This is a genomic window from Tardiphaga sp. 37S4, assembly GCF_021044645.1.
Lineage (GTDB): Bacteria > Pseudomonadota > Alphaproteobacteria > Rhizobiales > Xanthobacteraceae > Tardiphaga > Tardiphaga robiniae.
On record NZ_CP088008.1, the window covers coordinates 3556799 to 3572678 of the forward strand.

General features: G+C 59.6%; 15 protein-coding genes. 6 read left to right on the top strand and 9 right to left on the bottom strand.

All coding sequences use genetic code 11. The features are described from left to right. Positions 1-158: 158 nt before the first annotated feature. Positions 159-1385, top strand: a complete 1227-nt coding sequence (locus LPB73_RS17005) for an ABC transporter substrate-binding protein (RefSeq protein ID WP_120288995.1) — start codon at positions 159-161, stop codon at positions 1383-1385. Positions 1386-1583: 198 nt separating this feature from the next. Continuing rightward, the gene (locus LPB73_RS17010) at positions 1584-2777 is read left to right on the top strand and encodes an ABC transporter substrate-binding protein (protein WP_231077622.1); all 1194 of its coding nucleotides are present in this window, start codon (positions 1584-1586) and stop codon (positions 2775-2777) included. A gap of 12 nt (positions 2778-2789) precedes the next feature. Here the strand turns inward: LPB73_RS17010 and LPB73_RS17015 are convergent, their stop codons facing one another. Continuing rightward, complete coding sequence (locus tag LPB73_RS17015) at positions 2790-3170, bottom strand: hypothetical protein (RefSeq protein WP_170849791.1); 381 nt, start codon at positions 3168-3170, stop codon at positions 2790-2792. Positions 3171-3288: 118 nt separating this feature from the next. Between LPB73_RS17015 and LPB73_RS17020 the strand changes: the two genes are divergently transcribed. Then, complete coding sequence (locus LPB73_RS17020; RefSeq protein WP_089267405.1) at positions 3289-3498, top strand: hypothetical protein; 210 nt, start codon at positions 3289-3291, stop codon at positions 3496-3498. 49 nt (positions 3499-3547) lie between these two features. Here LPB73_RS17020 and LPB73_RS17025 read toward each other — a convergent pair whose 3' ends face one another. Together LPB73_RS17025 and LPB73_RS17030 are read right to left on the bottom strand one after the other, a co-directional pair. After that, positions 3548-4687 carry a glucuronate isomerase gene (locus LPB73_RS17025; RefSeq protein WP_231081168.1) on the bottom strand — a complete coding sequence of 380 codons (1140 nt, stop codon included), beginning with the start codon at positions 4685-4687 and terminating at the stop codon, positions 3548-3550. 274 nt (positions 4688-4961) lie between these two features. Beyond that, entirely contained in the window at positions 4962-5615 is a 654-nt protein-coding gene (locus LPB73_RS17030) for a glutathione S-transferase family protein (protein ID WP_231077623.1), read from the bottom strand. Between the two features lie 180 nt (positions 5616-5795). Between LPB73_RS17030 and LPB73_RS17035 the strand changes: the two genes are divergently transcribed. Next, complete coding sequence (locus LPB73_RS17035; RefSeq protein WP_231077624.1) at positions 5796-7019, top strand: polyhydroxyalkanoate depolymerase; 1224 nt, start codon at positions 5796-5798, stop codon at positions 7017-7019. A gap of 229 nt (positions 7020-7248) precedes the next feature. Here the strand turns inward: LPB73_RS17035 and LPB73_RS17040 are convergent, their stop codons facing one another. Both LPB73_RS17040 and LPB73_RS17045 read right to left on the bottom strand, forming a co-directional pair. Then, the gene (locus LPB73_RS17040; RefSeq protein ID WP_231077625.1) at positions 7249-8364 is read right to left on the bottom strand and encodes a helix-turn-helix transcriptional regulator; all 1116 of its coding nucleotides are present in this window, start codon (positions 8362-8364) and stop codon (positions 7249-7251) included. A gap of 226 nt (positions 8365-8590) precedes the next feature. Then, the gene (locus LPB73_RS17045) at positions 8591-9769 is read right to left on the bottom strand and encodes an MFS transporter (protein ID WP_231077626.1); all 1179 of its coding nucleotides are present in this window, start codon (positions 9767-9769) and stop codon (positions 8591-8593) included. Between the two features lie 63 nt (positions 9770-9832). On the opposite strand from LPB73_RS17045, the gene LPB73_RS17050 reads away from it, so the two are divergent. Next, positions 9833-10633 carry an AraC family transcriptional regulator gene (locus LPB73_RS17050; RefSeq protein WP_231077627.1) on the top strand — a complete coding sequence of 267 codons (801 nt, stop codon included), beginning with the start codon at positions 9833-9835 and terminating at the stop codon, positions 10631-10633. Between the two features lie 6 nt (positions 10634-10639). Here LPB73_RS17050 and LPB73_RS17055 read toward each other — a convergent pair whose 3' ends face one another. The 4 genes from LPB73_RS17055 to LPB73_RS17070 all read right to left on the bottom strand — a co-directional run bounded on the left by LPB73_RS17055 (position 10640) and on the right by LPB73_RS17070 (position 14280). Then, a complete protein-coding gene (locus tag LPB73_RS17055) occupies positions 10640-11098 on the bottom strand; it encodes a RidA family protein (RefSeq protein ID WP_414716800.1) in 459 nt (152 codons plus the stop codon). Positions 11099-11132: 34 nt separating this feature from the next. Further along, positions 11133-12800: an AMP-binding protein gene (locus LPB73_RS17060; RefSeq protein WP_414716911.1), complete on the bottom strand. Its 1668-nt coding sequence runs from the start codon at positions 12798-12800 to the stop codon at positions 11133-11135. Between the two features lie 144 nt (positions 12801-12944). After that, positions 12945-13763, bottom strand: coding sequence for an alpha/beta hydrolase (locus tag LPB73_RS17065; RefSeq protein WP_231077629.1), 819 nt, complete (start codon positions 13761-13763; stop codon positions 12945-12947). Between the two features lie 10 nt (positions 13764-13773). Beyond that, a complete protein-coding gene (locus LPB73_RS17070; protein ID WP_170849792.1) occupies positions 13774-14280 on the bottom strand; it encodes a MarR family winged helix-turn-helix transcriptional regulator in 507 nt (168 codons plus the stop codon). A gap of 338 nt (positions 14281-14618) precedes the next feature. Between LPB73_RS17070 and LPB73_RS17075 the strand changes: the two genes are divergently transcribed. Beyond that, entirely contained in the window at positions 14619-15794 is a 1176-nt protein-coding gene (locus LPB73_RS17075; RefSeq protein WP_089267580.1) for an ABC transporter substrate-binding protein, read from the top strand. Positions 15795-15880 lie beyond the last annotated feature (86 nt).

Consider the following 15880-nt stretch of genomic DNA (forward strand, 5'->3'; position numbering starts at 1 on the left):
ATATCGACGCGGTGTTGTGCGCCGCGTCATGCTTTGCTGATTAAGTCAGCTTTCCAACTTCAAGGCTTGGTGCATACTCCCGGCATTCGAGCCGCATCACAAAAGCCTGCATAGACGGGCCGATGCGGTTGATCGAACCACAGGGAGGACACTTGACCATGCAGCATGACTGGAAAGTTCTGCGAGTGACTTTGCTCGCCGGCGTTGTCGTAGCGCTTACGTCCACCGCAAGCCACGCGCAGAAAAAATACGATACTGGCGCCACCGATACCGAGATCAAGATCGGCAACATCATGCCGTATAGCGGCCCGGCGTCCTCCTACGCGACGATCGGAAAAACCGAGGCCGCCTATTTCAAGATGATCAACGAGAAGGGCGGCATCAATGGCCGCAAGATCACCTTCATCAGCTATGACGACGGCTACAGCCCGCCGAAGACGGTGGAGCAAGCGCGCAAGCTGGTCGAGAATGACGAAGTGCTGTTCATCATGAACCCGCTCGGCACGCCGGGAAATACGGCGATCCAGAAATACATGAACACCAAGAAGGTGCCGCAGCTGTTCGTCTCGACGGGCGCCGCGAAATGGGCCGATCCGAAGAACTTCCCATGGACCATGGGCTGGCAGCCGAGCTACCAGGCCGAGGCGCGCATCTACGCGCAATACATCATGAAAAATCATCCCGGCAAGAAAGTCGGCGTGCTCTATGCCAATGATGACTTCGGCAAGGATTACATCATCGGACTGCACGAGGGGTTCGGCGATAAGGTCAAAGATTACATCGTCTCTGAGGTGCCTTATGAGACGGCGTCACCAACGGTGGATTCACAGATCGTGCAGATCAAGGCAGCCAATCCGGATGTCTTCATCAACATCGCCACGCCAAAATTCGCTGCACAGGCGATCAAGAAGGTCGGCGAAATGGGCTGGAAGCCCGTTCACATCGTCACCAATGTCTCGGCATCTGTCGGCAGCGTGATGAAGCCCGCGGGCTATGCCAACTCGCAGGACGTGCTCAGCGCGGCCTATATGAAGGATCCCAAGGATCCAACATGGAAGAACGATCCCGGCATGCTGGAATGGTCGGCCTTCATGGACAAGTACTATCCCGAAGGCGACAAGGAAGACGGCGCCACCGTGTTCGGCTACGGCGTCTCGCAGGGCATCGTCCAGGTGCTCAAGCAATGCGGCGATGACCTCACGCGCGAAAACATCATGAAGCAGGCGGCGAGCCTGAACATGGAGATCGGCATCTATCTGCCGGGCACCAAGATCAAGACCAGCCCGACCGACTTCAGCCCGCTGGAGCAGCTTCAGATGCAGCGGTTCAAGGGCGAAAGCTGGGAGCTGTTCGGCCCGCTGATGTCCGGCGAGAAGAACTCGTAAGCAATACGCTCCGGCGTCCCCTCTCCTGAGCCAGAGGGGACGCACGCGTGCTGAGCCACGCGCTCTCGTTGCTGGCCCCCTCTCCTCAATCGTGCATACTCGACGCAAGCTGCGGCGATCGACGGTCCACTCAGATGGACCGCACCGCGGACATACAAGACGTCAGAGGAAACGATGCTCAGGATACTGCCCCGGGGAATGACTCTCGCTTTTGCCGCGCTCATGCTCGGCGTGCTGGCCGCGCCATCTCACGCGCAGAAGAAATACGATCCGGGCGCCAGCGATACCGAGATCAAGGTCGGCAACATCATGCCCTATAGCGGACCGGCATCGTCCTATGCCTCGATCGGAAAATCCGAAGCGGCGTATTTCAGGATGCTGAACGATCAGGGCGGCATCAACGGCCGCAAGATCACTTTCATCAGCTATGACGATGCCTACTCGCCGCCGAAGACGGTGGAACAGGCGCGCAAGCTGGTCGAGAGCGACGAAGTGCTGCTGCTGTTTAATCCCTTGGGCACCGCGACGAATTCCGCGATCCAGAAATACATGAACCTCAAGAAAGTACCGCATCTCTTCGTATCGTCCGGCGCCTCGAAATGGGCCGACCCAAAGCACTTCCCGTGGACCATGGGCTGGTCGCCCAGCTACCACAATGAGGGGCGCATCTGGGCTGCATGGATTCTGAAGAACCATCCCGATGCGAGGATCGGCGTGCTGTTCCAGAACGACGACATGGGGAAGGACTATTTCAGCGGCGTACGCGAAGGACTCGGCGACAAGGCCGACAAGATGATCACGGTACAGGCGAGCTTCGAGACCAGCTCACCGACAGTAGATTCGCAGATCGTCCAGATCAGGACCGCCAATCCCGATGTGTTCCTGAACATCGCCTCGCCCAAGTTCGCCGCGCAGGCGATCAAGAAGGTGGCCGAGCTGAACTGGAAGCCGGTGCAGATGCTGGTCAACGTGTCGCAATCGGTCGGCTCGGTGATCAAGCCCGCAGGCTTCGACAATGCGCAGGGCGTGATCAGCGCAGCCTATATGAAGGACCCCACCGATCCGCAGTGGAAGGACGATCCGACCATCAAGGAATGGCTTGCCTTCATGGACAAGTATTATCCCGACGGCGACAAGAACGACATCTACACGCTGTACGGCTTCGGCATCGCGCGCACGCTGGCGCATATCCTGGAGCGATGCGGCGACACGCTCACGCGGGAGAATGTGATGAAGCAGGCCACGAGCCTCGATTATGAGGTCGGCATCTTCCTGCCCGGTACCCGCGTCAAGACCAGCCCAACCGACTACAGCCCGCTGCAGCAGTTGCAGATGATGCGTTTCAAGGGCGAACGCTGGGAACTGTTCGGACCCGTGCTGAGCAGCGAGTAGGACGAGAGCGCCCTATTTCGCGGCATCCTTGGCAGGCGCTGGCGCATCCTTGGCCGCCGGCGCGTCTTTCGCGGCAGCCGGAGCTTCCTTCGCAGCCGGCGCCGGCTTCTTCTGCGCCGCCTGTAGCTCCTCCACCGTCTTCTGCAGGGCAACGACGGTAGCCTTCAGCGCCTCGACCTGACGGTTGGCCGCATCCAGCCGCTGTTGCTGATCAAGCCGCAGCTTGCCCAATGTCTGCTGCAGAAAATTGACATTGCTTTGCAGGCAGCTGGTGCGACGCTCCATGGTCTTTTCGACCGTGCAGATCTCGATTCCCGGCACATCCTGCGCCTGCGCCTTGGCGGCGCCCAAAATGGTCAGCAATGTCATCGCAAGGATTGTTCGGCCGCGCATCGTTTTCCCCATCATGTCCGTCATGCCGCCAAGACCAAGCGGTGCTGGCGCCCGGCTGTCAACCAGGTGTGATGGGAACGAAGAAGATGTCCGCCCGTTCCTTGGACCGGAGCACCTCATGGCGACGCGTGAACGACGGCTGGCCGAATTCGATGGCCAGGGTGATCCTGAGCCTGATCAGGTGGTGCAAGTGTTGTGCGAGGACCACAGCGGCACTTATCAGCTGCCCTTCCCTTGCCAGTTCATTGATGGCGAATGGCGCAACGCCGAGACAGGCAGCATGGTCGAGGCACGCGTGGTCGGATGGCGGCTGCCACGTACAGCGTGAGCGCCGTGTACCTGCTTCAGGGGCGGCGGTGCACTGCGCCGACGAGCGCTTACGCGTACAGATAGCCGACAGGCTTGCCCTCGGTCCGCAGGGGACGGATGTCCTTCTGTGTAATGATCTTGGCCGCCAGGCCGTCGATTTCATCGCGTTGGGTCGGCGTCCAGCTTCGAAGCTGCTCCATGCCTTTCAGCAGGCCAAGCCGGAGGACTTGCGTATTTTCGCCCATCCCGATGAGGCTGGTCGAATTCTTGCCCGCCGTCACCACGTCACCGGCCGCAAGTTCGAACGTCTTTCCGGCACTATCCCTGAATTCCGCCATGCCACGAATGACGCGATAGATGACAACCTCACCTCTCGCGAAAGAGGCGGCATCCACGGCCGCCGCGGAGCTCTTCGGCAAGAGGGACTTGCCATGCGGATCGGTTGCGATGATGTGACCGGTGACAAGATGACCGCTCGGAGCCTCGATGCCAATATCGCGCACATAGACGGGCGCCGCCGACTTGATGGTGTCATCAGCCAGCAGCTTGAAGAGCGCATCCAGTGCCAGCGGATCCTGAAGCCAGAAGCCTGCATCGTCCGGACGATCATGCAGCGCATGGGTCCAGGCCATACGTGGCGTCTCGGCTTCGTTGATCTGATCCGGACCCACGATTGTCGGGTTCGGGAAGGTCGTCGGATCCGTCACGAAGGCTTCGAGAAACTTGCCGGAGTAGCCCATGGAGAGGGGATCGGGCACCACCGTCTGCGGCGTCTTCAGGTTCTCCTCGGTAGACAATCCCGACCAGGTGTAGAACAGCTGACGATGCACGATCGCGCTTTGCAGCATCACTGCGCCAGGGCCGACATTGTAGAAGCGCCCATCGTAATCGAAGGTGAACATGCCCGACGTAACCAGCACGAGCTGGAAGCCGCCTGGTGGCAGGTGGAGATGGAAATCGGTAGGGCCAGTATCTTCGCGATAGATCGGCAGATTGGTCGCGACCTCATGGAGCAGGAAAGTTTCGTTGTTGGCGTGAAAGCCCTCATTGGCGCGGCTATAAAGTGCCTGCGGGCGATAGGTCGCCTCGTATGTCGTGTCCTTGTGCCGATCAATCGCTACGAAATCCCCATGATTCAGGCGGAGAGGATCGCCGTTCGGGTGCTTAAGCCCAGGCCATTTGAGGTCGATCGCAGCATGTACATTCATGGGATCCTCCAACGTGTTTAAAAACACCCGGGGACCGAACTGTGATTGGCGTGCAATCGATCGGCAGCCAACGCAATGCGGCTCGCGAGAAATTGCTGCTATGCGAAAATCGCGCCAGCTTGCGTCAAAGGCGTTTTGATACCAATCGCGCGCGTTAGCAGGTGATCTGGCGGCCAAAACGCGCAAATCCCCGGGCAAGCGCTACAAACTCTGGATACAAGTTGAGCACGCCCTGCCCGATCCGTAAGCCGGCATGGCGTTGCCGAACTATCAATCAGTACTCAACCTCGAGCTCTTCGATATCGGTAGGCTCCTGCCTGGCCGCAGCAATCCATTCCTGCATTTCGGGCAGGTTCATCACCATGCTGGCATAGGCTGATAGCTGCGGATCGAGCTTGACGTCATAGGTCGCGAAGCGCGTCACCACCGGCGCATACATGGCGTCCGCCATGCTGCGGGTGCCGAACAGGAAAGGGCCGCCGGACTTCGACAGACACTCGCGCCAGATTGTGCAGATCCGGTCGATATCGGCTTGCGCGCGCGACCAGACCTTGAAGTTCGGAAAATGCCCCTTGATGTTGACCGGCAGCGACGCTCGCAATGTCGTGAAGCCGGAATGGATTTCACCCGAAATCGAGCGGCAATGCGCCCGCAGGATGCGGTCCGCCGGCAATAGCTTTGCTTCCGGCATGATCTCGTTGAGATATTCGGCGATTGCCAGCGTATCCCAGACCACCGCCCCTTCATGGCGCAGGCAGGGCACCAGGATCGATGAAGACAGCAACAGGATCTCGGCCTTGGCGGAGGCATCGTCCGGCGCCGTAACGACTTCGTCGAACTCAAGGCCTGAGAATTTTGTCAGCAGCCACCCTCGCAATGACCACGACGAGTAGTTCTTGCTGCTGATGGTGAGTGTCGCGTTGACCATGACTTATCCCCCTTACGCCCGAACCCAGGCAGCCGGTCAGCCCTCGGGGTAACCGGTTCCCGGCTGCCCATTGCTTGTGCTGCTTTAATTTTATTCAGCAAACCACGTGCCAGTTTTCCAGACGAATTGACTCTTCTCTGGCTTCAATATTGCATAGCAACACAGCAGGGATAGCTCCGGATGATGTCAATGATGTATCAGGCCTACCAGAATCACATGGATCTGACAGCACCTTGGCGCACCGGTGCGTCTGCTGCATTGAAGTACCTCAATCTCGTCCCGGCCGGCACGTCCGAGAAACTGTTCGGCCGCCTCGCAGCAGCACTTGAGCTGATCTCACGCTCCGCCCTCACCTATCATCGGCCCGAATTCGATATCGGCAAGGTGATGGTCGGCAACGACGAGCATGAGGTGACGGAAGAAGTCACCTTCAAGACGCCATTCGGATCGCTGCTACACTTCAAGAAAGAGAATGCGCCGGAGCAGCCGCGCATGCTGCTGGTGGCGCCGATGTCCGGCCACTTCGCGACGCTGCTGCGCGGCACCGTGAAGACCCTGCTGCAGGATCATGACGTCTATATCACAGACTGGCATAACCCGCGCGACATACCGCTCAATCAGGGCAAGTTCGGCCTCGACGAATATACCGAGCACCTGATCACATTCATGAATGAGCTCGGCCCGCGTTCCCACATGGTCGCGATTTGCCAACCGTCCGTGTCGGCGCTGGCTGCAGCAGCTATCATGTCGGAAGACAATCACCCCGCCCGCCCGGCAAGCCTGACATTAATGGCAGGCCCGATCGATACGCGCATTCAGCCGACCAAGGTCAACGAGTTCGCCAAGAGCAAGCCGTTGAAGTGGTTCGAAGAGAACATGATCAACTACGTGCCGTTCCAGTGCAAAGGCGCGTTCCGGCAGGTCTATCCCGGCTTCATTCAGTTGACTGCATTCGTCTCGATGAATCTCGAGCGGCACATCAAGTCACATGTCGATCTCGCCAATCATCTCGCCAAGGGCGAGACTGAGAAGGCGGAAGTCATCAAGACGTTCTATGATGAATATTTCGCCGTGATGGATCTGCCAGGAGAGTTCTATATCGACACCATCCGCGACGTGTTCCAGGAGCATCTGTTGCCGCAAGGCAAGCTGACCTACAAGGGCCGGACCGTGAACTGCGCATCGATCAAGCGCATGGGGCTGATGACGGTCGAGGGCGAGAAGGATGATATCTGCTCGATCGGCCAGACTCTAGCAGCCCAGGATCTCTGCACCGGCGTGCGAGCCTATCGCAAAGTCCATCACATGCAGGCCGGTGTCGGCCACTACGGTGTATTCAGCGGACGCCGTTGGAACAACGAGATCTACCCGCTGCTGCGGGATTTTGTTCACGTGAATTCGTGAAACCCTACGTTGTATACAAATAGTCGGGCGCTTCACCCAAATTGGTGACGCGGATGTCGCAGGAATAACCTACGTCGATACCGGGAATTGTTTCGCCGCTGCTTCAGCAGCATAGCAGCGGTTTCTTATTACCGCTTCGGCGGACCGTGTATTGACGACTGCACGATTTTTCACCGGACATACTTACGCATCAAGGCCGGCCATCGTGCCGGCCTTTTTCTTGGATTTTTCAGGCGTCCCGGTCCGGGATCAATTGAACTCGCGGCTGGCCCAGAAGCCGAACCAGGTCCACCTGCCGCTCGACGCCGGTTTTCAAGAAGACGGATTTCAGCTGGGTCCGCACAGTATTCAGGCTGACGCTCTGCATTTTCGAGATGGCGGCGACTGAGTTGCCGTCGATCAAAAGGCTGGTGATCCGCGCTTCAGCCGGCGTCAAATCGAACAAAGCCTGCAGAAGCTCCGGACCCGGGCTGCGCTGCTGGTGGGTGATCGGCGTCAGGAGCAGGATCGACATAGCGCCCGCAAAAACATCGAGGCCAGCCAGACGGAGGGGCAGCACATGCGCGATCAAGGGTGGGCTGTGCTCAGTCCCAGAAATTGGAATTGAACGGCCCGTTTTCGACAGAGACAAGGGCTTGCTTAGCGCCTCGATAAACATGGTCTGAGCGACCTGCGAGGCGAACTGCACCTGATCCTGCGCGCCAATGCCGACAATCGTCGTGCTGGAAATGAACCCAGGATTGGCCGCGATAACGCGCCCCTCCTGACTGACCGCACTCGCGGGAAGGCCAATCATCTGAAGTGTCGCAACCGCCGTGCGGGCACGTTCGAAGCCCAGACGACCAGACAACACCGCCGCGCGGGCCAGATGAGGCCGGAGGCCATCCAGTTGATCCGCCACAGCGCGTTCAACCGGCCCCTTGGCGTAAGCCTTCTCTACCGAAATCACGAGCGTATCACCGGAGGGAGACCGTACCGAGGTACCGGCGCACCAGCCGAGACCCGCCGGCCGGAGAATGTCCCGATAGAAGCTCTCATTGTCGAGTTCTTCCATCGTGAACCGGTCCAGGTCCGTCAGAAACCACGGCTCGTTTTCCGCGATTAGTCTGGCGCTTCGTGGATTCTTGGTCGCATAGGGACTCTTGGTCCAACGATCGATCCGCTCGCGAATTCTCTCAGATGACGTCCACCGCGGAATGCCAGGCGCGGATGCGAAAATCATCGCCCCTTCGGCATCTGCCATCGCCGCCAGGCGATCGAACACCTGCGGCCAACGCTCCGGCAAAACTCCCGCTTCATAAATCTCGTCGACGAGCGTTTCAAAATTCACGGATGTATCCAGCAACACGGTTTCCGGCGGCTCGCGTCTCGGTCATCACGGTCAGAAAGCAGAGCACCCATCATGCAACACCGCAGACACCAGACAATTCCCGAGACCATTCGGAAATCTGCGATCACGATGCTGATGTGCGCGAAATGCCACTTTCGCCAGCCGCCGTTCAGGAGGCGAATGGTATTCACCGCCTAACTAGACCGGTCTCGCGCTGCTCGCCAGTGTCAAGCGAGAGGTTTTATGCCAGAGGCGCTTTTGCCGGCGGCAACTCCCGCGGCAAAATCAGTGCAGCGACGATCACCAGCGCCGACAAGGCGGCAAAGGCGTGCAACATCATGATGAAGCCACCCTGCTCGTACAACCACGCGACAAGCCCGACCGAGGCTCCCGCTGCGGTAAAGCCAACGAAATAACGCACGGCATAGGCGCGCGAGCGCCACTCCTCGCTTGTATACTTGCCGACAATCGCCTCGTTGACGGTGATCTGCCCGAACAGACCAATGATGATTCCGATCGCGACGACAATCAGTGAGATGTTCGACTGCGACGCTGCGAAATACAGGAACGGCGCGAGCACCAGCGACAACGGAACGCTCACCGCCTTCAGCGAGTGCTTATCGATCAGCTTGCCGATGTTGTACTGGGTTGCCGCGCCGAAGACGTAAACGCAGGCGGCAATGATGCCAAGCAATGCCGGGCTGTCCGTCATGTCGGACAGACGCTCGGCAAACAGTTTTGGCAGCGCGACGGTGATGGCGTTGAAGACGGTGGAGATCGCGACCACCGTGACCAACAGTGCAAGGATCACGCGCCACATGTCGGACTTCGCGACGCGCGCTTGCGCCGCAGCCTGTTTGAATCCCGAGCGATCTTCATGCGCGACCTCGCGCATGAAGACAACGCCGGCCGCGACGGTGACCAGGCCGGGAATGATGAAGGCCCAGCGCCAGCCGAGGAACTGACCGAGTACGCCGGTGATCAGTGCGGAAGATGCCACGCCGAAATTGCCGAACACGCCGTTAATGCCCATCGCACTGCCGAGCTTGTCGGCATAGGAGACGATCATCGCCGTGCCGACCGGATGATAGATCGACGCGAACAGGCCAACCGAGAACAGCGCCGCACCAAGCTGCAAAGGCGTCTGCACCAGGCCGACAGCCATCATCGACAGACCGATGCCGTAGAAGAAGATCACCATCATGTGGCGACGGCTCCAGCGGTCCCCGAGCCAGCCGGTCACCAGCGAGCCGGCTCCAAACGCCATGAAGCCCGGCGTCGCATAGGGCAGCAGCTCAGTATAGGTCATATGCATGGCCGGACCCATCACGAGCACCGCTGCCGCAAAGATCAGCATCGCGTAGTGGTCGATGAAATGGGCGACATTAACGAGAGTGATGACCCGGCTGGGGACGTTCATGAATCGATTCCTTGGCAATCTTGGAATGCCGTTATATGAGCTTGCTCTAACGGGATGTTGCCAATGAATGTCGCAGAACCGCCAATCCTGGACTTATCCGATCGCCGGCGCCCGGCGACCGACGGTGTCCACATCCTGGCAACGCGCTACCTCAAGGGTATCCGGCTGGACACTCATGCCCATCGCGAGGCGCAACTCGTATTCGCCGCTGCGGGCACTATGCAGGTCACGACTCCGAAGGGCCGTTGGCTGGTGCCACCGGATCGCGCGGTCTGGGTGCCGGCCCACCTGCCCCACGCCATCGACGTGCTGGCCGACATCGAGATGCGTTCGCTGTATTTCAACGTCGACTGGCTGGCGCAGGATCGACGCAATGGCGATCTCGCCGCGGAGTTCGTGGTTCGCGTGTCGCGCCTGTTGCACGAGTCGATCCTGGCGCTATTCGATGGGCGCGATGACGTCACGCGCAATCAGCTATTGATCGAGATTGCCATGCTCGAGCTGCATCAGGCAGGCGATCCCACGACCTTCATGCCGCTACCGCAGGAGCCGCGCTGCCGACGCGCGGCGGAGATGGTGCTGACCGATCCGACGCAGACTTACGAGATCGAAACACTGGCGCGCGCCGTCGGCACGTCTGCACGTACACTATCGCGGCTTTTTTCGGCCGAGACGCAACTGAGCTTCAAGAGCTGGTGTCAACGCGCGCGGATCGCAGAGGCGATCGAACGACTGTCGATGAACCGCAACGCCTCGGTGAAGCAGCTCGCTGCCGATCTCGGCTATGCCAGCTTCTCCGCGTTTTCGCACGCGTTCCGGCAAGTGACGGGCAAGAGCCCGACAGAGTTTATCGAGGCGAAGTAGCGCCGCTTAGCGCGGCACCACCGCAGTCGCCTCGATCTCGACGCGCGCGGCGAGTTCAACCAGACGCACGACCTGCACCAGCGCCATGGCCGGATAGTGCGCGCCGAAGATTTCGCGATAGGCTTGGCCGAGCGCTTTGAGATTGCCGAGATATTCTTCCATATCGACGACATACCAGGTCAGCCGCACAAGATGCTCCGGCCTGGCGCCACCTTCCGCGAGAATGTCAGAAATGTTCTGCAGTGCCTGACGCACCTGCGATACAAAATCCGGCTTCAGCTTCTCCTCGGCGTCCCAGCCAATTACACCACCGGTCACGACGATGCGGCCATCTGCCGTCATGCCGTTGGCATAGCCTTTGGGCTTCGGCCAGCCACTCGGCTGCAATGCGCGCGAAACGGATGCTGCAACATCGCCCTTTGCGTTTGGCACCACGGTCAATGTCGGGCCCTTTGGTGCATTCACCGGGCAATCCTCCCTGAAAGAAACGTCTTCAAACTTATGCGGCAACGGTCGGTGACGCGCCCGCCGCGGCCTGCTGGCGAAGCGCAAAGCGCTTCAGCTTGCCGGTCTCGGTCTTGGGCAGTTGCGTCACGAACTCGATGGCGCGCGGATATTTGTAAGGCGCGATCTCGCGCTTCACGTGATTCTGCAACTCGGTCGCCAGCGCGTCGCTCCCTGCCTGACCGGGAGCGAGAACGACATAAGCCTTTACGATCATGCCGCGGTCGGCATCGGGGCAACCGACAACGCCGCAATCGACGACGGCTTCATGGGTGAGCAACGCAGCTTCAACGTCGGGGCCGGCAATATTGTAACCCGCCGACACGATCATGTCGTCCGAGCGCGACTGATACCAGAAGTAGCCGTCCTCATCCATCAGGAAGGTATCGCCGGTGATATTCCAGCCGTTCTGCACGAATTTTAGCTGACGCGGATCAGCGAGATACTTGCAGCCCGTCGGGCCCTTCACGGCGAGACGGCCTAGCGTGCCGGGCGCCACTTCGTTGCCTTCGTCGTCAACGATCCTGGCGACATAGCCGGGCACCGGCTTGCCGGTCGAGCCCGGACGAATTTCCTCTTCGATGGCGCAGATGAAGATGTGCAGCATTTCGGTGCCGCCGATGCCATCCATCAGCTTGATGCCAGTTGCCTTCAGCCATGCGTCGTAAGTGCCCTTCGGCAGCGTCTCACCGGCGGAGACGCATTTGCGCAGCGTCGAGAGATCATACTGGTCGATCTTGCCAAGAATGGCCCGATAGGCGGTCGGCGCGGTGAAGCAGACCGTGACCTTGTGCTTGGCAACAGCCACCGGCAGCTCTTCCGGGCCGGCCTTCTCGAGCACCACGAAGGACGCACCGATATGCAGCGGGAACAGTACGCCGCCAAAGCCAAACGTGAAGGCCAGCGGCGCCGAACCGATAAAGCGATCTTCCGGGCTGGCGCGCAGCACATTGCGTGCGAATCCGTCGCACACCGCGAGCATGTCGCGGTGGAAATGCATGGTGCCCTTCGGGTCGCCCGTTGTGCCCGACGTGAAGGCGATCAGGCAGATATCATCCGAGGCCGTATCGACGGCGGTGAATTCCGGGCTGGCCTCGGCGATCATCGCATCGAGTTCGGCTTCGCCGGTGCCCCAGTAGACAACGCGCTTGAGTTCGGGCGAAACCGCCTTGGCCTTCTCCATTTCGTCGGACAGCTTGCTGTCGCACAGCGCCAGCGAGATCTTCGCCTTCTGCAGCGGATAGGACAGTTCCTTGGCGCGCAGCAGCGGCATGGTCGACACGCAAACGCCGCCGGCCTTGATGATGGCGAGATAGGTTGCAACCATCATCGGATTGTTGGCCGAACGCAGCAGCACGCGACCGCCGGTAACCAGGCCAAGCTCGTTGACCAGAACGTTGCTGATCTTGTTCACGAGCTCATAGAGCTCGCGATAGGTGTAGCTCTCGTTCAGCCCGATCATGCACGGCGCATCGCCGCGCCCCTCGGCGACCCAGCGATCGAGAAATGGCACAACGCAATTGATGCGCGGCGGATAGTGAAATTCCGGCCGGGTGGACAGAAACTCCGGTAGCTGTTCCGGCGGGGGCATATTGTCCCGCGCGAACGTATCAACATGCGCCGTATAAGGCTTTGTCAGCTGAGTATCAGCGGCCATTGCAATGCTCCCGTCACGTCAGATGCCCGGCAACGTCATCCAAATATCATTTTAGACTTAAAACAGTTTTCCGCAACTGCGGAGTCTTGGGGCACGCCGAAATTTTCGGCGGAGGATGCGAATTTGCGCAGTTTGTTTAGGCAACCGCGCCTAAAGCGTGGCCAGCGTCTTCAGCCGCAGCACCATGGCGGACTGCGGATCGGCCAGCGGTGCGACGGCGGTAAAATGATTTGCGCCGGGAAGCGCCTCGAAGCGCGCGGGAATATGGACACCCCAGGCGTCGACGATGCTTTGGCTCTGCCGCAAATATTCGACACCCTCGTCGCCACCAACCACCGCATCGAGAGACCCGTGCGAAGGCGCCGGCCAGAACAACGGACTGACCTCACGGGCGCCGGCATCGTTCAAATGCAATGCATTGTTGATCGACGTCGGCACCAGCGGCGCCAGATCGAACAACCCGGAGATCGCATAGGCACCGACAATCAGGTCCTGCGGCAGCGCGGAATCGAGCGCGCGCCAATCCGTCGCCAGCATGCAGGCGGCGAGATGACCGCCCGCGGAATGCCCCGACACGACAAGCCGCCCGCCGAGCTTTGCCAGTTCGCGGGTCGCCGCACGCATCTGCACAATGATGTCGCCGACCGAGACGTTCGGACACAAATCGTAACTGGGGATCGCCACGCTGATGCCATGGCTGTTCAGCCCGCGCGCCAGATGGCTGAAGAACGAGGCATCCAGCGCCTGCCAGTAGCCACCGTGAATGAAGACGACAATCGGACCTTTGTCGCTGGCGGGAAAGTAGTCGATCGTGTGCCGTGCGCCTGAGCCATATGGAATGGCCCGCATCTGCACGCCGCTGTCGCGATAGGCTTTGGCGTCCTGTGCCCAGCCGGCGATCAGCGCAGAGCTTTCCGGGACTTTTGCGCGATTGTTGTATTCGGCTTCGAGATCGATCACTGCACTCACCGCGTCGCGTTTACGGCACCTTGCCGTTCGCTGCCTTTTGCGCCGCTTTCTGCGCAGAAGCCTTGGTCTTGGCGAGCAGCCGCATCAGTTCGCGGACATCCTTCGGCGCCAGATCCGTGAAGATTTCGGCGATCCAGGTCTCATGCTCTTCGGCCATCTTGCGGAACTCGGCGCGGCCGAGTTTGGTGAGCCGGATCACCTGCACCCGACGATCGGTGTCGGAGGTGCGGCGATCGACGTGGCCGGATTCGACAAGACGCTCGACCAAGCCGGTCACGTTGCCGTTCGACACCATCATGCGCTTCGAGACATCCGACAGGGTCATACCGTCGGGCACTTTGTCGAGCTGAGCCATCAGATCGAAGCGTGGGAGCGTAACATCGAAGCGTTCGCGCAAGCGGCTGCGGACTTCACCCTCGATCAATGTCGTACAGGTCAGGAGCCGGAGCCACAGGCGCAGCTCATCGCCGTGATCATCGGGAAGTTCGACAGCCTTGGTCTCGGAATCGAGAATCATGATGCAATCTTACCTGCTTGAGCTCCCGCGGCGGCCACGAGACCGGCAATCCACAATCTCGTACCGCCCCGGCGCCGATCCTTTGACCTTCAAGGAATTTCCGCCCGACCGCAAGCCAAAACGCCGCAGCCTTGACCGCCGTCGATTTTGAATATTTCTTTAAGGTTCAAATAAATTGGCCTACGGTTTGCATAGGGTATTCGGCTGATTTCTGACGCCTGGAAGTCATTTACATTGCTTGCGGCTGCGCCCGTCGTGAGCATAATCTAGGCAAAAGAACAGAATTTGGGTTGGCACGTTTTTCGGCTGCCTGTCGCGGCCGAGTGGAGGAGAAGTTAATGAAGCAGTCTCTCAAATTGGCCGGTTTGGCCGCCCTGATGATGAGCGTTTCGGCCATCCCGGCCATGGCTCAGGAAAAGATCAAGGTTGGCGTGATCGTGTCGCTGTCGGGCGCCGGTGCCGTGCTCGGACAGCAGGCCCGCGACGGCTTCAACCTCGCTGTCAAGGATCTCGGCGGGAAGATGGGCGGCAAGGACGTCGAAGTCATCGTTGTTGATGACGAACTTAAGCCGGACGTCGCCGTCACCAAGGTCAAGGGTCTGCTTGAGCGCGACAAGGTCGACTTCGTGGTCGGTCCGATCTTCTCCAACATCCTGGGCGCGATCCACAAGCCGGTCACCGAGAACAAGACCTTCCTGATCTCGCCGAATGCCGGTCCGTCGAGCTACGCGGGCAAGGAGTGCAATCCGTATTTCTATGTGACATCGTATCAGAACGACCAGATCCACCAGATCCTCGGTAACGTCGCCCAGAAGCGCGGCTACAAGAAGATCTATCTGATGACCCCGAACTATCAGGCCGGCAAGGACTTCGTCGCCGGCGTGAAGATGGACTTCAAGGGCGAGATTCTCGAAGAGTCTTTCATCCCGCTTGGCACGCTCGACTTCCAGGCCGAGCTCTCCAAGATCGCATCGATGAAGCCTGATGCCGTGCTCACCTTCATGCCGGGCGGCATGGGCGTGAACCTCGTCAAGCAGTACAAGCAGGCCGGCCTGCTCGACCGCATCCCGTTCCTGTCGACCTTCACCGTCGATGAATCGACGCTGCCGGCTCAGCAGGATGCCGCGATCGGCATGTTCGGTGGCTCGAACTGGGCACCGACCCTCGACACTCCGCAGAACAAGAAGTTCGTGGCAGAATACGAGAAAGCTTATAACAGCGTGCCGGCGACCTACGCCTTCCAGTCCTACGACGCGGCCATGCTGATCAACAGCGCCGTCGTTGCCGTGAAGGGCGACCTCTCGGACAAGGCCAAGGTGGCTGCAGCCATGAAGAAGGCCGACTTCCCGTCGATCCGTGGCGGCTTCAAGTTCAGCAACAACGGCTATCCCGTTCAGGACTTCTTCCTGACCAAGGTGGCCAAGCGCGCTGACGGCAAGTTCCAGACCGAGATCGTCGAGAAGGTGTTCTCGAACTACGGCGATCGCTACGCCAAGGACTGCGCTGCGCAGTAATCGCCCTGGCGATCACTCATCACCGGGCCGTTGCCGCGAAGGCGGGACGGCCCGGTGTTTTATCGGCCGTGTTTATCTCAGTATAG